The 20,507-nt window shown below is 37.0% G+C and carries 22 protein-coding genes, 1 tRNA gene, 1 pseudogene and 1 riboswitch; of the genes and pseudogenes, 18 read left to right on the top strand and 6 right to left on the bottom strand.

Going from position 1 to position 20,507, the window contains the following annotated elements; all coding sequences use genetic code 11:
• Nucleotide 1: 1 nt before the first annotated feature.
• The 3 genes and pseudogenes from relB (at nt 2) to TZ96_RS05820 (ending at nt 1,327) form a co-directional block, all read left to right on the top strand.
• Entirely contained in the window at nt 2-244 is a 243-nt protein-coding gene (gene relB / locus TZ96_RS05830) for a type II toxin-antitoxin system RelB family antitoxin (protein WP_045763286.1), read from the top strand.
• A 1-nt stretch (nt 245) separates the two neighbouring features.
• Entirely contained in the window at nt 246-500 is a 255-nt protein-coding gene (locus tag TZ96_RS05825) for a type II toxin-antitoxin system RelE family toxin (protein ID WP_045763285.1), read from the top strand.
• A 52-nt stretch (nt 501-552) separates the two neighbouring features.
• Nucleotides 553-1,327: pseudogene (locus TZ96_RS05820) on the top strand (potassium channel family protein).
• A gap of 136 nt (nt 1,328-1,463) precedes the next feature.
• Here the strand turns inward: TZ96_RS05820 and TZ96_RS05815 are convergent.
• Nucleotides 1,464-1,811: a thiol reductase thioredoxin gene (locus tag TZ96_RS05815; protein WP_045763284.1), complete on the bottom strand. Its 348-nt coding sequence runs from the start codon at nt 1,809-1,811 to the stop codon at nt 1,464-1,466.
• 257 nt (nt 1,812-2,068) lie between these two features.
• Complete coding sequence (locus TZ96_RS05810; protein WP_045763283.1) at nt 2,069-3,787, bottom strand: phospho-sugar mutase; 1,719 nt, start codon at nt 3,785-3,787, stop codon at nt 2,069-2,071.
• 150 nt (nt 3,788-3,937) lie between these two features.
• Here TZ96_RS05810 and TZ96_RS05805 point away from each other — a divergent pair, with 150 nt between their 5' ends.
• The 3 genes from TZ96_RS05805 to TZ96_RS05795 all read left to right on the top strand — a co-directional run bounded on the left by TZ96_RS05805 (nt 3,938) and on the right by TZ96_RS05795 (nt 7,946).
• A complete protein-coding gene (locus TZ96_RS05805; protein ID WP_045763282.1) occupies nt 3,938-5,839 on the top strand; it encodes an ABC-F family ATP-binding cassette domain-containing protein in 1,902 nt (633 codons plus the stop codon).
• A gap of 1 nt (nt 5,840) precedes the next feature.
• Complete coding sequence (locus TZ96_RS05800) at nt 5,841-6,704, top strand: XRE/MutR family transcriptional regulator (protein WP_045763281.1); 864 nt, start codon at nt 5,841-5,843, stop codon at nt 6,702-6,704.
• A gap of 75 nt (nt 6,705-6,779) precedes the next feature.
• Nucleotides 6,780-7,946 (top strand): MFS transporter, encoded by a 1,167-nt coding sequence (locus TZ96_RS05795; RefSeq protein ID WP_045763280.1) that lies wholly within the window; start codon nt 6,780-6,782, stop codon nt 7,944-7,946.
• Between the two features lie 45 nt (nt 7,947-7,991).
• Here TZ96_RS05795 and TZ96_RS05790 read toward each other — a convergent pair.
• From TZ96_RS05790 to TZ96_RS05780, 3 genes are all read right to left on the bottom strand, one after another.
• Nucleotides 7,992-8,063 (bottom strand) — tRNA-Arg (locus tag TZ96_RS05790).
• Between the two features lie 108 nt (nt 8,064-8,171).
• Complete coding sequence (mscL, locus tag TZ96_RS05785; protein ID WP_045763279.1) at nt 8,172-8,552, bottom strand: large conductance mechanosensitive channel protein MscL; 381 nt, start codon at nt 8,550-8,552, stop codon at nt 8,172-8,174.
• A gap of 70 nt (nt 8,553-8,622) precedes the next feature.
• The gene (locus TZ96_RS05780; protein ID WP_045763278.1) at nt 8,623-9,057 is read right to left on the bottom strand and encodes a GtrA family protein; all 435 of its coding nucleotides are present in this window, start codon (nt 9,055-9,057) and stop codon (nt 8,623-8,625) included.
• A gap of 28 nt (nt 9,058-9,085) precedes the next feature.
• Nucleotides 9,086-9,183, top strand: a riboswitch (PreQ1 riboswitch).
• Between TZ96_RS05780 and TZ96_RS05775 the strand changes: the two genes are divergently transcribed.
• From TZ96_RS05775 to TZ96_RS05720, 12 genes are all read left to right on the top strand, one after another.
• Entirely contained in the window at nt 9,184-9,693 is a 510-nt protein-coding gene (locus tag TZ96_RS05775) for a QueT transporter family protein (RefSeq protein ID WP_045763277.1), read from the top strand. It abuts the riboswitch before it with no gap.
• A 60-nt stretch (nt 9,694-9,753) separates the two neighbouring features.
• Entirely contained in the window at nt 9,754-10,227 is a 474-nt protein-coding gene (locus tag TZ96_RS05770) for a hypothetical protein (RefSeq protein ID WP_001047144.1), read from the top strand.
• Nucleotides 10,228-10,293: 66 nt separating this feature from the next.
• On the top strand, nt 10,294-10,941 hold the full coding sequence (locus TZ96_RS05765) for a hypothetical protein (protein WP_045763276.1): 648 nt from the start codon (nt 10,294-10,296) through the stop codon (nt 10,939-10,941).
• Nucleotides 10,942-11,012: 71 nt separating this feature from the next.
• A complete protein-coding gene (locus tag TZ96_RS05760; protein WP_045763275.1) occupies nt 11,013-11,810 on the top strand; it encodes a formate/nitrite transporter family protein in 798 nt (265 codons plus the stop codon).
• A gap of 389 nt (nt 11,811-12,199) precedes the next feature.
• Complete coding sequence (locus TZ96_RS05755; RefSeq protein WP_000254784.1) at nt 12,200-12,997, top strand: formate/nitrite transporter family protein; 798 nt, start codon at nt 12,200-12,202, stop codon at nt 12,995-12,997.
• Between the two features lie 80 nt (nt 12,998-13,077).
• Nucleotides 13,078-14,352, top strand: a complete 1,275-nt coding sequence (locus TZ96_RS05750) for a DUF2130 domain-containing protein (protein WP_045763274.1) — start codon at nt 13,078-13,080, stop codon at nt 14,350-14,352.
• 9 nt (nt 14,353-14,361) lie between these two features.
• Nucleotides 14,362-14,805: a GNAT family N-acetyltransferase gene (locus tag TZ96_RS05745; RefSeq protein WP_045763273.1), complete on the top strand. Its 444-nt coding sequence runs from the start codon at nt 14,362-14,364 to the stop codon at nt 14,803-14,805.
• A gap of 31 nt (nt 14,806-14,836) precedes the next feature.
• Nucleotides 14,837-15,640, top strand: coding sequence for an alpha/beta fold hydrolase (locus TZ96_RS05740; protein ID WP_045763272.1), 804 nt, complete (start codon nt 14,837-14,839; stop codon nt 15,638-15,640).
• Between the two features lie 3 nt (nt 15,641-15,643).
• Nucleotides 15,644-16,522, top strand: coding sequence for a tRNA pseudouridine(55) synthase TruB (truB, locus tag TZ96_RS05735; RefSeq protein WP_045763271.1), 879 nt, complete (start codon nt 15,644-15,646; stop codon nt 16,520-16,522).
• A 176-nt stretch (nt 16,523-16,698) separates the two neighbouring features.
• Nucleotides 16,699-17,190 carry a chromosome segregation protein RocS gene (gene rocS, locus TZ96_RS05730; RefSeq protein ID WP_000021254.1) on the top strand — a complete coding sequence of 164 codons (492 nt, stop codon included), beginning with the start codon at nt 16,699-16,701 and terminating at the stop codon, nt 17,188-17,190.
• Between the two features lie 70 nt (nt 17,191-17,260).
• Nucleotides 17,261-17,851: a 3'-5' exonuclease gene (locus tag TZ96_RS05725; protein WP_045763270.1), complete on the top strand. Its 591-nt coding sequence runs from the start codon at nt 17,261-17,263 to the stop codon at nt 17,849-17,851.
• 8 nt (nt 17,852-17,859) lie between these two features.
• Nucleotides 17,860-19,623: a glycerophosphoryl diester phosphodiesterase membrane domain-containing protein gene (locus tag TZ96_RS05720; RefSeq protein ID WP_045763269.1), complete on the top strand. Its 1,764-nt coding sequence runs from the start codon at nt 17,860-17,862 to the stop codon at nt 19,621-19,623.
• A 77-nt stretch (nt 19,624-19,700) separates the two neighbouring features.
• Here the strand turns inward: TZ96_RS05720 and TZ96_RS05715 are convergent.
• Nucleotides 19,701-20,507: ISL3 family transposase (locus tag TZ96_RS05715; RefSeq protein ID WP_045762798.1), on the bottom strand; the 807-nt coding region annotated here is incomplete at its 5' end.

Raw genomic sequence — 20,507 nt, 5'->3', positions numbered from 1 at the left:
CATGCCGACTATTACATTAAAAGTTTCCGAAGCAGATAAAACATTTATGAAAGCCATGGCTAAGTTTGAAGGAGTTTCTCTATCAGAGTTGATACGGACAAAAACTTTAGAAGCTTTAGAGGATGAATATGATGCTCGTGTAGCAGATTTAGCTTATCAAGAGTATTTAGAAGATTTGGAAAAAGGGCTTAAACCCATTACTTGGGAAGAAATGATGCATGATCTAGGTCTGGAGGAAGATTAACTTGTATAAGCTAGTTCCAACAAGACGATTTATTAAACAACTAAGGAAATTAGATCGTTATACACAAATATTAATTACAAAGTATCTAGAAAATAACGTTTTAGAGGATCCAAGACGTCATGGGAAAGCTTTGGTGGGGAATCGAGGTGGTCAATGGAGGTACCGGATTGGTAATTATCGAGTTATTGTGCAAATTGTAGATGATGAACTGATAGTCTCTACTCTGGAAGTTGGTCATCGTAGAGATATTTATTAGAATTCCCATTAAACTATTTTATTTACTTTTTATAACAAGAGGAGTTTACAGATTGCAGAACAAGTGGAAGATAAAAGCCTATTACGATACTAGTATTATAATATTAGCTTTAATATCAGTTGTTTTAGTAATACTTGGTTTTACAGATTTAATTGATCTTGAGAAACCTCCATACAGTATTATAGACTTAGTCATATGGTTTGTTTTTCTTGTCGATTATATTTGGAGATTTAGTATTTCCAAAAGTAAATGGTCATTTATTATAAACAACATTTTTGACTTGCTTGCAATTCTGCCTTTGAATGCTATTTTTACAGTTTTTCGTTTGGGGAGGATCTTCCGTCTTGCACGCTTAACAAAGTTAGTAAAACTAAGTCGGTTATTAAGAATTATAGGTCTTACTGGCAAATTAGAGAAAAAGCTAAAAAATTTTTCTAAGAACAAATGGATTAATTTACATTCTGTATGTCAATTTTTTTATCGTTCTAGTTGGTAGTTCAATCTTATCGGTTGTTGAAGAGAAGTCATTTTCTGATAGTGTATGGTGGTCACTTGTTACAGTTACAACTGTTGGATATGGAGATATTGTACCGAGTAGCCTATTTGGAAAATGGCTAGCTGTATTATTGATGCTAGTTGGAATTGGAACAATAGGAATGCTAACAAGTTCTTTAACTAATTTTTTTGTTAAGGATGAATCTAAAACTCAAATAAATCTTGATAAACTTTATAAGGAAATTGAGAATCAAAGACAATTAATAGAATCACAAGATAAAAAGCTTGAGGAGCTGAATCAGATGGTTAAAGAATTGCTGAAAAAAAGTTAGCAAACAAATAGTTCTTCAACAGTCTATAAAATCAAAAAACGCATAATATCAGGTGTTCATAAACCTTGATATTATGCGTTTTAACATGAAAAAAATTATTGGATTATCTCCTAAAATTCAATTTAAACTAAGTTTCTTACAACCCAGCAAATTCTTTGATTTCTTGAGCTGACATTGAAGAGTCGCAACGGACCTTGATTTGTCCATTTGCAACATGGACGAATCCTGGTACAGTAGGGATTTCATAGCGTGAGCGGAAGTCTTGTAAAGCTTCAAGTTGACTTGGTTCTTCACTATTGATGAAGTAGATGTGCGCTTTGGTTTCAGCTACTACACCAGCCAATGTACCAGCAAATTTACGGCAATAAGGACAAGTTTTGCGTCCGATGAAGAAAGTTGCTGTTTCTTGCTTGTCAAGTGCTTCTTGAGCACGCGCTACAGTTGTAACTTCAAGATCTTTGATGTTTTCTAAAAATTGTTCCATGAGATTACCTCGCTTTCATTGATATGTCTAGTATGCCATAAAGTTTCTAAAATTGCTCAGTTTTGATACGAGAATAGATGGTGGTGCAGAAAGCAGTAGACTAAGTCTGATTTTCTAGTCCTTTATTCTTGTATCCTTAAAGATATAGAAACTATAGTTCAGGTTAAAAGAGATAGAAGAAGACATAAATTACAGTCAGTTTTTACTTTAAAATCAAAAATAAAGGTCAGGATTTTTCCCGACCTTTAAATAGTTTTTTATTTTACAAAGGCATTGATTTCAGCTTCGATGTTAGCAATCTTAGCTTGTGAATCTTCGTTACTTTCACCAACAACTGCAATGTAGAACTTGATTTTTGGTTCAGTACCTGAAGGGCGAACTGCAATCCATGATCCATCAGCAAGTGTGTATTTCAATACATCACTTGGAGGAGTAGTTAAGGCTGTTACAGTGCCATCAGCGGCAGTAGATGTTTGTGCTTTAAAGTCTTCAGTAATTGAAACTGCTGTTGCGTTAAATTCTTTTGGACCATTTTCACGGAATTTAGCCATAATTGCTTTGATTTGCTCAGCACCGTCAACACCAGAGAGGGTAACAGAGATTGTCTTTTCAGCATAGTAGCCGTACTCTTTGTAGATTTCTTCGATACCATCTGCAAGAGTCAAACCACGAGAGCGGTAATAGGCAGCAAGTTCAGCAACAACAAGAACAGCTTGGATAGCGTCTTTATCACGCACGAATGGTTTAATCAAGTAACCGAAGCTTTCTTCAAATCCCATCATGTAAGTGTGATTGTGTTTTTCTTCGAATTCTTGGATTTTTTCAGCGATAAATTTGAAACCGGTCAAGACGTTGAACATAGTTGCGCCGTAGCTTTCAGCAATCTTAGTTACCAAGTCAGTTGATACGATAGATTTGCAAAGAGCTGCATTCTCTGGAAGTGTCCCAGCATTTTTGTGAGCTTCCAAGATGTACTTAGCCATGATGGCACCGATTTGGTTTCCTGAAAGGTTGAGGTAGCTACCGTCTTTTTGAAGGACTTCAACACCGACACGGTCAGCGTCAGGGTCAGTTGCAACAAGAACATCAGCTCCTACTTGGCGACCAAGTTCTTCTGCAAGAGCAAAGGCTGCTTGACTTTCTGGGTTTGGAGATTTAACAGTTGAGAAGTCAGGGTCTGGAGTTGCTTGAGCTTCTACGACTTGAACTGAGTCGAATCCTGCTTGCGCAAGAGCACGACGAGCCAACATTTCACCTGTACCATGAAGTGGAGTGTAGACAATCTTCATGTCCTTACCAAACTCTTCAATCAAAGCTGGGTTGATGTTCACATCTTTAACTTCTTTGAGGTATTCGGTATCGACTGCTTCGCCAATAACTTCAATCAAACCAGAAGCTTTTTCAGCTTCTACATCAGCAACTTCAACAGCAAATGGATTTTCAATAGCACGGATGTAAGTTGTCAAAGCATCAGCATCGTGTGGAGGCATTTGACCACCATCTTCTCCGTAAACCTTGTAACCATTGAATGGAGCAGGGTTGTGGCTAGCAGTAATCATGATACCTGCGAAGCAGTTGAGGTGACGAACAGCAAATGAAAGTTCTGGAGTGGGACGGAGACTTTCAAAGACATAGGATTTAATACCGTGTTTAGCAAGAACTGCTGCAGATTCAAAGGCAAATTCTGGAGAGAAGTGACGGCTATCGTAAGCAATGGCTACACCACGTTCTTTTTCGTTTCCACCTTTTGACTCAATCAAACGAGCCAAACCTTCAGTTGCTTGACGAACAACGTAGATGTTAATGCGGTTAGTACCAGCACCAATCAGTCCACGCATACCTGCAGTACCAAACTCAAGATTGGTATAGAATGCGTCTTCTTTAGTTTTCTCGTCCATGTTTTCCAAATCTTGACGAAGGTAATCTGGAAGTTCTGCGAAATCAACCCATTTTTGGTAGTTTTCTTGGTAAGCCATAGGAAATCTCCTTTAATATATAATCTAATCGCTTACATTATACCACGATTTGAAGTTTTAGTAAAACGTTAGCATGAGTTTCTGAAAAGTTATGAATAGAGCTAAACCACAAGTCTTGAACGGCTTACCGAAACATGCTATACTAACTGTATGATTATTTTACAAGCTAATAAAATTGAACGTTCTTTTGCAGGAGAGGTTCTTTTTGATAATATAAACCTACAAGTAGATGAAAGAGACCGTATTGCCCTCGTTGGAAAAAATGGTGCTGGGAAGTCTACTTTGCTCAAGATATTGGTTGGAGAAGAGGAGCCAACCACTGGTGAAATCAATAAGAAAAAAGATATTTCCCTCTCATATCTAGCACAGGATAGTCGCTTTGAGTCTGAGAACACCATTTACGATGAAATGCTACATGTATTTGATGACTTGCGTCGTACTGAAAGACAACTTCGCCAGATGGAGTTGGAGATGGGGGAAAAGACTGGTGAAGAACTAGATAAACTCATGTCTGACTATGATCGCCTATCAGAAAATTTCCGTCAGGCTGGAGGCTTTACTTATGAAGCTGATATCCGTGCTATCTTAAATGGTTTTAAGTTTGATGAGTCTATGTGGCAGATGCGAATTGCTGAGCTTTCTGGTGGGCAAAATACCCGTTTAGCCCTTGCCAAAATGCTCCTTGAAAAGCCTAATCTCTTGGTTTTGGATGAGCCGACTAACCACCTAGATATTGAAACCATTGCCTGGTTAGAAAACTATTTAGTTAATTATAGTGGTGCCTTGATTATCGTCAGTCATGACCGTTATTTCCTCGATAAGGTTGCGACCATAACACTCGACTTAACCAAACATTCTTTGGACAGATATGTAGGAAACTACTCGAGCTTTGTGGAGCAGAAGGAGCAGAAGCTCGCAACTGAAGCTAAGAACTATGAAAAACAACAGAAGGAAATTGCTGCCTTAGAAGACTTTGTCAATCGAAATCTTGTTCGAGCATCGACAACCAAACGAGCGCAATCCCGACGCAAGCAACTGGAGAAAATGGAGCGCTTGGACAAGCCTGAAGCTGGCAAGAAATCAGCTAATATGACCTTCCATTCTGATAGAGTATCTGGTAATGTCGTTTTGACAGTTGAAAATGCTGCCATTGGCTATGATGGTGAAATCTTATCAGAACCAATCAACCTTGATCTTCGTAAGATGGACGCTATTGCCATTGTTGGTCCAAATGGCATTGGTAAGTCAACCTTTATTAAGTCTATTGTGGACCAGATTCCCTTTATCAAGGGTGAAAAGCGCTTTGGTGCTAATGTTGAGGTTGGTTACTATGACCAGACTCAGAGCAAACTGACACCGAGCAATACGGTCTTAGACGAACTCTGGAATGATTTTAAATTGACGCCAGAAGTAGAAATCCGTAATCGCTTAGGTGCCTTCCTTTTCTCTGGTGACGATGTTAAGAAATCTGTTGGAATGCTGTCAGGTGGTGAGCGAGCTCGTTTGCTTCTGGCAAAACTTTCCATGGAAAACAACAACTTCTTGATTCTCGATGAGCCGACTAACCACTTAGACATCGATAGCAAGGAAGTCTTGGAAAATGCCCTGATTGACTTTGATGGGACTCTTCTATTTGTCAGCCATGACCGTTACTTTATTAATCGTGTAGCCACTCATGTTCTAGAATTATCTGAAAATGGCTCAACTCTTTATCTAGGTGATTATGACTATTATGTTGATAAAAAAGCAGAGCTAGTAGCTAGTCAAGCGGAAGAAGCGGCAGCTGTTAACCAAGAAAAAGAATTTTCTCCAGTTAATGACTACCAAGCTCAAAAGGAAAGTCAAAAAGAACTTCGTAAATTGATGAGACAAATTGAAAGTCTTGAGACAGAAATCGAAGAACTGGAAACTCAAGCCCAAGCTATCTCTGAACAAATGCATACCACCAATGATGCAGATGAACTCATGCAATTACAAGCAGAACTGGATAAAATTAGCCATCGTCAGGAAGAAGCTATGCTGGAGTGGGAAGAATTGTCGGAGCAGGTGTAAGATGGAAAATCTTGGAAAAGTCTTTCGTGAATTTCGAATCAGTAAAAATTACTCTCTAAAAGAAGCTGCAGGAGAGGCCTGTTCGACCTCTCAATTATCCCGCTTTGAATTGGGGGAGTCGGATCTAGCTGCATCTCGTTTCTTTGAAATATTAGATAATATTCATGTGACGATTGAGAATTTTATGGATAAGACTAGAAATTTTCAACATCATGAGCATGTGAGCTTGATGGCTCAGATTATTCCGCTTTACTACTCAAATGATATTGCAGGTTTTCAAAAGCTTCAAGAAGAACAACTTGAAAAAGCTAAGAGTTCAACAAATCCCCTCTATTTTGAGCTGAACTGGATTTTGTTACAAGGTCTGATTTGTCAAAGAGATGCTAGCTTCACTATGAAGCAAGGTGATCTGGATAAGGTGGCAGATTATCTTTTCCAAACAGATGAATGGACCATGTATGAGTTGATTCTCTTTGGCAATCTCTATAGCTTTTATGATGTGGACTATGTTGCTCGCCTTGGTAGAGAAGTGATGGAGCGTGAAGATTTCTATAAAGAAATTGGTCGCCATCGAAAACTGGTCTTGATTTTAGCTCTTAACTGTTACCAGCATTGTTTAGAACATCTTGCTTTTGAAAATGCCAGCTACTTTGAAGCTTATATAGAGAAGATCATAGGTAAGAGCATCAAACTCTATGAGCGTAATGTTTTCCACTTTCTTAAAGGATTTGCTCTTTATCAGAAGGGGCAAAAAGAAGAAGGTTGTAAACAAATGCAGGAAGCCATGCATATTTTTGAAGTGCTAGGTCTTCCGGAGCAAGTAGCTTACTATCAGGAACATTACGATAAATTTGTAAAAGATTAATTTCCCAAATAAGGGAAAAATGAGAAACTCCTTCAAGTTTTGATACAATAGTTTCAAAATTTGAGAGGAGTTTTTATGAATCGATATGCAGTACAGTTGATTAGTCGTGGAGCTATTAACAAACTAGGAAATATGCTCTATGATTATGGGAATAGTGTTTGGCTGGCCTCAATGGGCAATATAGGAAAGACGGTATTAGGGATTTATCAAATTTCTGAGTTGGTGACAGCTATACTAGCTAATCCCTTTGGAGGTGTGATTTCAGACCGTTTTTCGCGTCGCAAGATTTTGATGACAACAGACTTGGTTTGTGGGATTCTCTGTCTGGTCATTTCTTTTATCAGAAATGATAACTGGATGATTGGAGCTTTGATCTTTGCTAATATTGTCCAGGCCATTGCCTTTGCTTTTTCTCGGCCTGCCAATAAAGCTATTATCACAGAGGTGGTAGCAAAGGACGAGATAGTGACCTATAACTCTCGCTTGGAGTTAGTTTTACAGGTTGTAGGAGTCAGTTCTCCGGTGCTTTCTTTCCTTGTTTTACAATTTGCAAGTCTTCATCTGACGCTCTTACTAGATGCTTTGACCTTTTTCATCGCTTTTGCCCTAGTGGCTTTACTTCCCAAAGAAGAACCAAAGGTTCAAGAGCAGAAGAGTTTTACAGGGAAAGATATTTTTGCGGACATCAAAGATGGCTTGCACTATATCTGGCATCAAAAAGAAATTTTCTTTCTCTTGTTAGTGGCTTCCAGTGTGAATTTCTTTTTTGCAGCTTTTGAGTTTTTGCTCCCTTTTTCAAATAAACTCTATGGTGTAGAAGGAGCCTATGCAACTATCTTAACCATGGGTGCAATTGGCTCAATCATCGGAGCATTGATTGCAAATAAATTTAAATCCAGTATGAATACACTTTTGTTCTTAATAATCCTCACAGGAGTAGGAGTTTTCATGATGGGATTGCCACTACCTAATTTTCTCACTTTTTCAGGAAATCTAGTTTGTGAACTCTTTATGACAATTTTTAATATTCACTTCTTTACACAAGTACAGACCAAGGTTGACGGAGACTATCTGGGGAGGGTATTGAGTACCATTTTTACACTGGCCATTCTCTTTATGCCGATTGCGAAGGGGTTAATGACCTTTCTACCAAGTGTTCATTTAGCTTCCTTTTTAATTATCGGTCTTGGAGTTATTTTTCTTTCTTTAGTATCAATGTTCTATATTCAAAGACAAGGGTAACACAGAAAAAAAGCAACGGCGCCGTTGCTTTTTTGTTTACATCTATCCACCCTGAGGGAATCGAACCCCCATCTCAAGAACCGGAATCTTACGTGATATCCATTACACTAAGGGTGGAAACTTTAATTATTATATCAAAAAAGAGAGCTGAACTCAAGTTTTTTCTAAACTCAGCAAAAGGGGAAGTAAAAAAGGATTCAGTATTGAACCGAATCCTCTAGATGATTATTTTTTCTCAAGAAGAGCTTTGATTTCTTGAAGAACTTCCAACTCAGTTGGACCAGCAGGTGCTTCTTCAGCAACCTCTTCTTTTTTGCGAAGGTTTTGAGCTTTTTCCATTGCTTTAATCACAAAGAATAGAACAGTACCAACTACAAGGAAGTTGATAACAGCACTCAAGAAGTTACCGTAAGCAACCCCATTCCATGAAAGTTCAGCAATACGTTCGATTTTCGCTGCTTTCAAAGCAGGGTTCAATAGAAGTGGAGTGATGATATCATTAACAAATGAAGTTACGATAGCACCAAAAGCAGATGCAATGATCACACCGACAGCAAGGTCTACAACGTTACCGCGGAGCAAAAATTCTTTAAGATCTTTTAACATTTTCTTTTTCCTTTCGTAATTTAACAGTCTTAATTATAGTATAATAGTTATTAGAATGCAAGAAGTATGCTTATTGTTTTTTAAAAACAAAAACTTTACTGAAGATGTAATTGAGGACTATGATGGTGACCTGTGCAAAAATAGTCTCAATTGAATTGATAGTATTGAAATTATCACCTACGAATTGACCTATAATATGGGGGAAACTAGTCACAAAAATAAAGGTCAGAAGTAGGTCTAATAGGAAGGTTATGAATCTTGCAGTCGTAAACTTTATCAGGCGCTTGAACCAATGTTTTCGTTTTTGTTTAAAAACAATGGTATCATTGGTGAAAAAAGCAAACAGAATTCCAGCTATATTTCCCAGCGCAGTCGCCCATAATTCTTGTTGGAAAAAGTAAAAAATAGTGATACGAACAATGATAGAAACAAGTGTCGTTGCAACTCCAAAAAATAAGTAGGAGAGGATTTCATTATCGAAAAAATTTTTTATGCATGTTTTCATAAAAATAGTATAGCATAAAGGACATAAATGTGCTATACTTGAAAGGTTGACTTGTTCAACCCTTGGTGCTTAGCTTCTTTCACCAAGCATATTATACGCGGGTTAATCGCTAAAGGAGAATAATAGATGAAAAAACTTACTGTCCGTGATTTGGCAGATATTGCCATTGTCGCAGCAATTTATGTGGTTTTGACAATCACACCACCCCTTAATGCTATCAGTTACGGTGCTTATCAGTTCCGTATTTCTGAAATGATGAATTTTCTTGCCTTTTACAATCCTAAGTACATTATCGGTGTTACTCTTGGCTGTATGATAGCAAATTTCTTCAGTTTTGGAATCATCGATGTCGCAGTTGGTGGAGGATCAACTCTTGTCTTCCTAAGTTTAGGTGTATGGTTGTTTAGCAAATATAAAAAAGACTATCTTTTTAATGGATTGATTCGAAAAGATCATTTCTTCTTTTCAATTCTTTTTTCGATTTCAATGATCACCATTGCTGCTGAATTGAACATCGTAGCAGAAGCACCTTTCTTCTTAACTTGGTTTACAACTGCTATCGGGGAATTCGCTTCACTCATTGTTGGTGCTATTCTTATCGGTAAAATCGGTAAACGTCTTGATTTGACCAGATAAAGATATCACATGAAATATTATTGAAAATGGCTGAACATTGTTCAGTCTTTTTCTTTATCCATGAACCTAGAAGCTCAACAAAAGTGGTATAATAAAGAAAAAAGGGATTATTTTAATATGTATGGTTATCGTATTTCAGTTTTTGAAGTCCTTTGGAAAAATCAGGTCATTAGATTTTTGTTAATTTTTTTAGCACTATTTTATTTCTATCTTTTTTTCCAAAGAGTTAAGACATCCTTAAAAAGTGGTGGGAGTATGTTGGATCCTTTTCATATTGCAAAGGGAAGATTATACATTCACACGATTATTCTTTTTAGAAAAAGGATTGTTCCTCTAGCTGAAATTAGACAGATTGATATTGATTACATTCGAGGGAGAAGAATGAATGGGGACAGGTATCATCTGTATTTTACAAGGAAAGATGGAAAATCTTTTACTTTTCATTTTGGGAAAAGCAAAAGAAACGAGGAGTTAGTGAAAAATCTTGCCAATGTGGCCAAGAAGTGCCATATTAAAATCTATTATTATTATTAAGAGTCGATTGCTAAAATTGAATTGTTGTCACTTGTGACAATTGTCAAAGCCAGGAGAGTAGCTAATATGCTTCAACTACAAGTAATAAGAGAAGATAAACAACTAAGAATTTTATTGATGCAAGAATGCGATATTCTCTTTTATGACCAGTTGAAAGAGGTTGAATTTTCTCAGAACAATGAAGTTTATTCTTTTTCGCCCATAGCCTTTGCTAAAGACGGCAGCGGGGGAGAATATGTAATTCTTGAAGATCAGAGTATCGGCTTTATAGGGAGTGAAGGCCAAGTTGGTCGGGTAGCAGAAAGCCTTGATGACTTGCTTACTTTCTTAATTCATGCTGGTTCTATCTCAGACTTTTCTTGTCGGTTACTCTACCAAAACAAGGATTTGTTGGCAAAATTCTGTCAGGGATTTATCAACAAAGCACGACAAAATTACCAGTCAAAAGGCGAAAAGTGGGACAAAGTGAGAACTCTACTTGCACAAGAGTTGGGACTTGAATTTCAGCCAGAAAAACTGCAAGAGTTAGCCTTCAATTTTTATCAATCAGCGATAAGAACTCCACTATTTACTTGTAAATATGGTCATGGTGAGAATGAATATGTCTGCGATTCTGTTTTGTCAGATATTGTCGGCTTGTGGGTTTCAGAGCTGGTAGGGTTGACTGCAGAAGAAATTGAAGCTTTTGCTAGCACTAAAAACAATCAAATGTAAAGGACAAAAATTTATTTCCACTTAAAATATTTTATGTTATAATATTAACAATGATTTTTTAAGGAGTTTATATGAGTTCGTCAGAATTTATTTCAAAGATTGATTATTATTGTCATAAGAAAGAAAGTCTATTTGACAAAAGTAAGTTTAAATATGCCATTCGCTCAATGTTTGCAGGTGCTTTCTTAACCTTTAGTACAGCCGCTGGGGCCATAGGTGCTGATCTACTCAATAGCATCGTTCCAAGTGCTGGTTATTTCCTATTTCCCTTTGTATTTGCATGGGGACTTGCCTATATCGTTTTCTTAAATGCCGAATTGGTTACCTCAAATATGATGTACTTGACAGCTGGAACATTTTTGAAGAAGATTGATTGGAAAAAAGCCTTTATCATTTTACTTTATTGTGCCATTTTCAACTTAGTTGGTGCTCTGTTAGCAGGTTGGTGTTTTGCTAATTCATCGGCTTTTTCACACCTGACACACGACAGTTATCTTCCAAAGATTGTAGCCAAGAAGTTGGCACGACCTAGTGAGTTGGTCTTGTTGGAAGGGATTTTGGCAAATATGTTCGTAAATATTGCCATTCTGTCTTCAATTTTGGTTAAGGATAGCAATGCCAAACTCTGGATTATCTTGTCAGCTATTTCTATGTTTGTCTTCTTATCTAACGAGCATATTGCAGCCAATTTTTCGTCTTTTAGTATTATTAAATTCAGCATTGTTTCTGACCAAATTGCTAACTTTGATATTCCAAATATCCTCCGTCATTGGAGTGTTACCTTCATTGCTAACTTGATTGGTGGAGGATTCTTGATAGGTTTACCATACGCTTATCTTAATAAAAATGAAGAGACTTATGTTGATTAGCACTTAGCTCTTGCTAAATAAAATGAAAATCAATAATAGAGGAGGTCGGGACTAAAATTCCAGACCTCGATTTTTTTCCAAAGAACTTTTTGATCAAAACGTTATTTTCTCTGTCTATAAATTCAAACAAATTATTAGTGCATGGACTTTTGCTGAAAAATAAAGAAACTTTTTTGTAAATTCAATATAGAACAAAAATAAAATATATATTGAATATATGGAATAATAGATTTAAAAATAAAGAGTTGAAAACATTAAAGATGCTGATACAAAGCAAATGGAAACGATTGCTAAAAGTTATAAAAATATTGTAAATAGAATTAAGAAAGCCTTCCCATAATTTCGATTTTATGTTATAATATTCACAAATAAAAGTTTTAGGAGTTTATATGGTTTCTTCAGAATTTATCTCAAAAATTGAGTTTGCTTGTAAGAAAAAGGAAAGTCTTTACAGTCAAAGTAAATTCAAGTATGCTATTCGTTCAATGTTTGCTGGTGCATTCTTAACATTTAGTACAGCAGCTGGTGCAGTTGGAGCTGACTTGATTAATAAGATTGCTCCAGGTAGTGGACGTTTCCTCTTCCCATTTGTTTTCGCTTGGGGATTGGCTTACATTGTCTTCTTAAATGCTGAATTGGTAACATCTAACATGATGTTCTTGACAGCTGGTAGCTTTTTGAAAAAGATTAGCTGGAGAAAAACAGCTGAAATCCTTCTATATTGTACACTCTTTAATTTGATCGGTGCTCTTATAGCAGGATGGGGCTTTGCCCATTCAGCGGCTTATGCAAACCTAACACATGATAGCTTTATTTCTGGAGTTGTGGAAATGAAGTTGGGCCGTTCAAATGAACTAGTCTTGCTTGAAGCTATCTTGGCTAATGTCTTTGTAAATATCGCAATTCTTTCATTTGTTTTAGTCAAAGATGGGGGAGCTAAACTTTGGTTAGTTCTTTCAGCTATTTACATGTTTGTATTCTTAACAAATGAACACATCGCCGCAAACTTTGCATCATTTGCTATTGTGAAATTCAGTGTTGCTGCTGATTCAATCGCAAACTTCGGTATTGGAAATATTCTTCGTCACTGGGGTGTAACCTTCATCGGTAACTTTATCGGTGGTGGTCTACTCATGGGATTACCTTACGCCTTCTTAAATAAAAACGAAGATACATACGTAGATTAAAAGTTGGATTCATTCCAACTTTTTCTTTTTGTTTATCCATGCTATAATGAAAGTAGAATAGATAAATTTAGAGGAATAACATGAACGAGATTAAATGTCCAAACTGTGGCGAAGTATTTACAGTCAATGAAAGTCAATATGCAGAACTACTTTCTCAAGTTCGCACTGCAGAGTTTGATAAGGAATTGCATGAACGAATCAAACAAGAATTGACATTGGTGGAACAAAAAGCCTTAAATGAACAACAGGCAAAATTGGCTCAAAAAGATCAAGAAATTGCCCAGCTTCAAAGTCAAATTAACAACTTTGATACAGAAAAAGAATTGGCTAAGAAAGAAGTGGAGCAAAGTGCAAGTCAAAGCTTGCTAGAGAAAGAAAAAGAAGTCCAAGCTCTCGAAAATCAATTGGCTACCTTGCGCTTAGAGCATGAAAATCAACTACAAAAAACACTATCTGATTTAGAGAAAGAACGTGATCAGGTAAAAAACCAGCTCCTTTTACAAGAAAAAGAAAATGAGTTGTCTCTAGCCTCTGTAAAACAAAATTATGAAGCCCAGCTAAAGGCAGCCAGTGAGCAGGTTGAGTTCTACAAGAATTTCAAGGCGCAACAATCAACCAAGGCAATCGGTGAAAGTTTGGAACAATATGCAGATAGTGAGTTCAACAAGGTTCGTAGCTTTGCCTTTCCAAATGCCTACTTTGAGAAGGACAACAAGGTTTCAGCACGTGGTTCTAAGGGCGATTTTATCTTCCGTGATTTTGATGAAAATGGACTAGAATTCATTTCCATCATGTTTGAGATGAAAAATGAAGCAGACGGGACAGAGAAGAAACATAAAAATGCAGACTTCTATAAAGAGTTGGATAAGGATCGTCGTGAGAAAAACTGTGAGTATGCAGTTTTGGTAAGTATGCTTGAGGCTGATAACGACTACTTCAATACTGGGATTGTCGATGTTAGTCACGAATATGAGAAGATGTATGTCATTCGTCCCCAGTTCTTTATCCATTTGATTGGACTCTTGCGCAATGCTGCACTGAATTCTCTCAAATACAAACAGGAATTGGCTTTGGTTCGCGAGCAAAATATTGACATTACGCATTTCGAGGAAGATTTGGATGCCTTTAAGGTAGCCTTTGCAAAGAACTATAATTCAGCTTCTGTTAACTTTGGTAAGGCCATTGACGAAATTGACAAGGCTATCAAACGCATGGAAGAAGTCAAGAAATTCCTAACAACATCAGAAAACCAACTCCGCCTTGCTAACAACAAATTGGATGATGTTTCCGTTAAAAAATTGACTCGGAAGAATCCGACTATGAAAGCAAAATTTGAAGCCTTGAAGGAAGACTAGGAGGATCCTATGCAGATACGAAAAGCAACCATGAAAGATGCTGAAGCCCTACTGTCTTTATACGAAGACTTGGGCTATCCAACGACCGCTTCTAATCTGTCTCGACGTTTAGAAATGATTCTTTCTCAACCACATTATGGCTGTCTTCTAGCTGAAAGAAACGGAGAAATTTTAGGTTTCTTAGGTTATGCAAAGCTCTTCTTTTTTGAAACAGATGGATCTTATTATCGTATTTTAGCTTTGTCAGTTGCAAAAGAAACAAGACGACAAGGAATTGCTAGTAGGCTAATTGATGAATTGAAAAAACAAGCAGTAAAAGAAGGAGTTAAGGCACTGGCTCTAAATAGTGGATTAACCGCTGAACGAAATGCTGCACATCAGTTTTATCAGGCAGTTGGATTTGAAAAAGTGACTGCCGGCTTTGCCTTGCATTTAAAAACTCAACATAAATAAATCATGAAAAAATAGTAGAGGGAACGAAGTAATGTCTTCAACAAAAGGGAAAACATTATATTTTAACGATAAGAGCATGGATTATGTGACCTTTGGAAAAGGGAATCAACCTCTGGTAATTATACCAGGATTGGGCGATGGACTACAAACGGTTAAAGGTATGGCTATGTCTTTTTCAATCACATACCGTATACTTGCCGAACGTTACAAAATTTATGTTTTTTCTCGAATCAATGAGTTGAGGCAGGGTTATACCACCCGGGATATGGCAGCAGATGTTGCAGAAGCAATGGTGGTATTGAATATTACCAGTGCCTATGTTATGGGGATTTCGCAAGGTGGAATGATTGCCCAATGGTTGGTGGCGAATTTCCCTGAAAAGGTTCAAAAGCTCATTTTAGCCGTGACCACTGCAAAACTAAGTAATCTAGGCAGGGAGAGAATTAGTCGCTGGCTGAACCTGAGTCAAATAGGAAATTATAAAGATCTGATGATTGATATCGCTCGTCATTCTTACACGACTAAATCCTTTGGAAAATTTAAATACCTTTATCGAATAATGGGAATTTTTGGTCATATTAAAGATAAACAACGTATTGATATTCAGTCTGTATCTTGTTTGAAACATGATAGTCTAGATTTTTTGGAAAAAATCAACTGCCCTACGTTAATCATTGGAGCAGAAAAAGATGATGTTCTTGGCGTAGATGGTTCGTTTGGATTGCATCATCATATCAGAGGTAGTCAACTGATTATATTACCAGGGTGTGGACATGCACTCTATGAACAGAATAAGGATTTCCAAAAAAGAGTTTTAGTATTTTTAGAAAGTTAATAAATGAACGGTATTATCAACTTAAAAAAAGAGGCGGGGATGACCTCGCATGATGCAGTTTTCAAGCTGCGTAGGATTTTAGGAACTAAGAAGATTGGTCATGGAGGGACTTTAGACCCTGATGTTGTCGGTGTTTTGCCGATTGCCGTCGGTAAGGCAACCCGCATGGTCGAGTTTATGCAGGACGAGGGTAAAGTCTATGAAGGAGAAATAACTCTTGGATATTCTACAACAACTGAAGACGCTAGCGGTGAAGTTGTTGCAGAGACACCAGTATTGTCTCCCTTAGATGAAAAGATTGTTGATCAAGCAATCGCTAGTCTGACAGGTCCTATCACTCAGATTCCACCTATGTACTCTGCTGTCAAGGTCAATGGTCGCAAACTCTATGAATATGCGCGTGCTAGTCAGGAAGTGGAGCGTCCAGAACGTCAGGTGACGATTTATAAGTTCGAAAGAACCAGCCCGATTTCTTATGAGGATAAACTTGCGAGATTTACTTTTCGTGTAAAATGCAGCAAGGGGACTTATATCCGTACCTTGTCAGTTGACTTGGGAGAAAAACTTGGCTATGCAGCTCATATGTCTCATTTAACACGAACAAGCGCTGCAGGCTTGCAGTTAGATGATGCTTTGACCTTGAATGAAATTGAGGAAAAGGTTCAAGCTGGTGAGTTAGACTTTCTTCATCCCTTAGAGATTGGTACAGGTGACTTAGTTAAGGTGTATTTGACCCCAGAACAGGCAGAAGAAGTGCGTTTTGGTCGCTTTATTGAATTGGAACAAACTGAGAAGGAATTTGCTGGCTTTGAAGGTGATAAATTATTAGCCATTTTAGAGAAACGAGATCATCTTTATAAACCAAGAAAGGTTTTCTATTGATTAGAGCTGGTGGAAAAATTGCAAACTGATGTTTAGTTTAAAAAAGCTGATAGACAGTCTAGTTTTGAAGAAAAATTGTTTTGAAAAAGGGTTGAAAACACGGTGATATTTGACAGTTTTGCTTGCTTATGATAATATTTAAATAAAGAAAAGCTAGAAAACTTTCAGAGGATATTATGAGTATTGAGATGACTGTTAGTGAGATTGCTGAGGTCTTGGGCTTGTCCCGCCAAGCAATCAATAACCGTGTCAAGGAATTACCTGAAGAAGATACGACTAAAAATGATAAAGGAGTCACTGTGGTAACTCGCAGTGGCTTGATTAAGCTTGAAGAAATCTACAAAAAAACTATTTTTGAAGATGAACCTGTTAGTGATGATGTGAAGCAACGTGAGTTGATGGAGATTCTTGTTGATGAAAAGAACGCTGAAATCATCCGTCTTTATGAGCAATTAAAAGCCAAAGACAAACAGTTAGCTGAAAAAGATGAACAGATGCGTGTCAAAGACCGTCAAATCGCAGAAAAAGATAAGCAATTGGATCAACAACAACAGTTAACCCTACAAGCCATGAAGGACCAAGAAAACCTTCAGTTGGAGTTGGATCAGGCTAAGCAAGAAGTACAAGCAACGAAGAAAGGCTTCTTTGCTCGCTTATTTGGAGGATAAGAAAAAACTGCTTGGTTTCTAGGTATAACCAAGTAGTTTCTTTTTACACATACAGTAAGGAATGGATAAGATGGAAAAATTAAGAGATTACATTTCATTTGATTTGGAATTTAATGAACACCAAGATAAAACTCACTTGATTCAGGTATCTGCTGTCCGTTTTAAAGATGGTGAAGAAATTGGAGCTTTTGACTCTTATGTTCATACAGATGTACCATTGAAAAGTTTTATCAATGGTTTAACGGGTATCACTTCTGAAACCTTGAAAGATGCTCCGATGGTGGAGGAAGTTCTTAAGAATTTTCAAGACTTTGTGGGTGAGTTACCCCTTGTTGGTTATAATGCAGCCAAGAGTGATTTACCGATTTTGTTGGAACATGGTTTGGATTATAGTAGCCAATATCTAGTCGATCTCTATGATGAAGCTTTTGAGCGACGTAGTTCTGATCTTCATGGTATTGCCAATCTCAAGTTACAGACTGTGGCTGAATTTCTAGGATTCAAGGGCCAATCTCATAACAGTTTAGAGGATGCGCGAATGACTGCGCGTGTTTATGAAGCTTTCCTAGAATCTGATGAAAGTAGAATCTTACTGGACTCCAAGAGTAGTCTAAACTCTAATCCTTTCGGTGGTTTAGATTTATCACAGCTGTTTGATTAGGAGGTTTTATGAAACCTGAAAAACCTAAAAAATTGGGATTTAAAAAGATTTACCTGAATCTGGATAAAATCCTCTTTCTATTTTTTCTAATCTTCATGCTGGTAGATTATATTTGGTTGCCACTGAACTCATTGATAGCTGGTTTTTTACTAAATCAGACGGGCTATTTGTTTATTTCCTATAACAATATTTTTGAAATTTTAAAACATGCGCCTTTAGTAAGCTTTGGTTTTTTAATCTTAATAGCCATTAACCTTTTAGTGGCTTATTTTCAAATTAGTCTCCTCTTCATTGGGGCTCGACATCTTCTCTATCATGAAAAACGAACCTTGATTGAGTATAGTCGCAAGGTCTTTCGTGAAAGTATAGCCTTCATGAAACGTCTGACTCTTTCCAAGGCCTTGTTTATCTTCGTATATATTGCTATGATTTTTCCGTTTATCAGGAAGATTTTTAAAATTTATTATTTTAATAAAATAGTGATACCTGAGTTTATTCAAACTTATATGGAAGACAAGTACTGGATGTGGTGGTTATCTATTTTTATCATAACCATCCTATTTCTCTACATCTCTGTAAGAGTGATGTTTGCCCTTCCGAAAATTTTTTATGACAAGATGACAGTTAAGGATGCTGTGGTCTACAGTCTAGAAAAAACCAGGAATCATTTTTGGTTTTACGCTTGGCATCTTTTTCTAATTCTTGTTAAAACGAATCTATTCTTCTATTTGCTTTTAATCCCTCTATTGTTGATACAGTCTTTAGTGGATGGTCTTACACATCGAGAATCTTTAATTCTTGCTATTTCGAACTATATATTGATTAAAAATATCCACTATATGGCTTTGACTTACTTCTTGGTTAAGTTTACCTCCTTTTTAACTGGTGAGGAGTTGGATATTATGCCAAGACGAAAGAAAGATCATATCATGAGATGGGGTGTAATGGGGTGCGCCAGTGTCTTCTTTGCGATTGAGGGTTATGTTTATTTAGAAGCACCTGTAGTCAATCCTCCACTTGTTATCTCTCACAGAGGAGTTTCTAATGGGAATGGTGTCCAAAATACAGTTGAATCCTTAGAAAAAACAGCTCAGTTAAAACCAGATTTAGTTGAGATGGATGTGCAGGAAACCAAGGATGGTCAGTTTGTCATGATGCATGATGCTAACCTAAAAAGTTTAGCAGGATTAAATGTAACACCGCAAGACTTAACTTTAGATGAGTTGAAGCAATTAGATATTTATGAAAATGGTTATCAGACCAAAATATCTAGCTTTGATGATTATATAAATCGTGCCAATGACCTTCATCAGAAATTGCTGATCGAAATAAAAACAAGTCGAAAAGATAGTGCTCAAATGATGGATCATTTTCTAGATCAATATGGGGCAAAGATCAAAGTCTATGGGCATCAGATGCAATCTTTGGATTATCATGTTATTGAAAAAGTAACTCAGTATGATAAGGAAATTCCGGTCTATTTCATTCTGCCCTACAATTCCGTTTTTCCAAGAACGAATGCAACAGGCTATACCATGGAATATTCTACCTTAGATGAATATTTTGTAACCAAGCTTTGGAATACAAAACAAAAACTCTATGTATGGACAATCAATAGTTCGGAATCCTTTGATAAGTCCCTACGCTTGGGAGTTGATGGTATGATAACAGATGATCTAGAAAGAATTAAAAAAGAGCTTGAGACCGCTCAGGAAGATCCTGAATATACGGACTTGCTTCTCAAGAAAGCAGCAGAAATATTTACTTTCTAGGTAAGACAAAAGAGGCTGAATTGAACATCAGCCTCTTTTTATGGCTCTTTGTCAACTGTAGTGGGTTGAATAAAAAGCTAACATCTGGAGAGGACAACGATTGTCCTCTCCATTTTTATATTCAGAGCGATGAAAATTCGTTTCTTAAAGTTATCAAAGTTCCTAAAACCAAAAGCATTTCGTTTGATGAGTTTAATGAGATTATTGGTTGCTTCCAATTTGGCGTTGGAATAAGGTAATTGAAGGGCGTTGACAATCTTTTCTTTAACCTTGAGGAAGGTTTTCAAGACAGTCTGAAAAAGAGGATGAACCTGCTTTAGATTTTCCTCAATAAGTCCGAAAAATTTGTCAGGCTCTTTATTCTGAAAGTGAAAAAGCAAGAGCTGATAGAGATTATAGTGGTGTTTCAAGTCTTCGGAATAGCTCAAAAGCTTGTCTAGAATTTCTTTATTCGTTAAGTGCATGCGAAAAGTAGGGCGATAAAATCGTTTATCGCTGAGTTTACGACTATCTTGTTGGATGAGTTTCCAATAGCGCTTGATGGCCTTGTATTTATGAGATTTTCGATCAAATTGATTCATGATTTGGACACGAACCCGACTCATAGCTCGGCTAAGATGTTGAACAATGTGAAAACGATCTAGAACGATTTTAGCACATGGAAAAAGCTGTTTAGCTAAGGCATAGTAAGGACTAAACATATCCATAGTAATGATTTTCACTCGACATCGGACTGCTCTATCGTAGCGAAGAAAGTGATTGCGGATGATAGCTTGTGTTCTTCCCTCAAGAACAGTAATGATATTGAGCTGATCAAAATCTTGTGCGATAAAACTCATCTTTCCCTTGGTAAAGGCATACTCGTCCCAAGACATAATCTCTGG

The sequence above is a fragment of the Streptococcus infantis genome (genome assembly GCF_000963255.1).
Classification (GTDB): Bacteria; Bacillota; Bacilli; order Lactobacillales; family Streptococcaceae; genus Streptococcus; species Streptococcus nidrosiense.
Note: the sequence above shows the minus strand (reverse complement) of the source record. Positions and strands in the feature narration are given on the sequence as shown.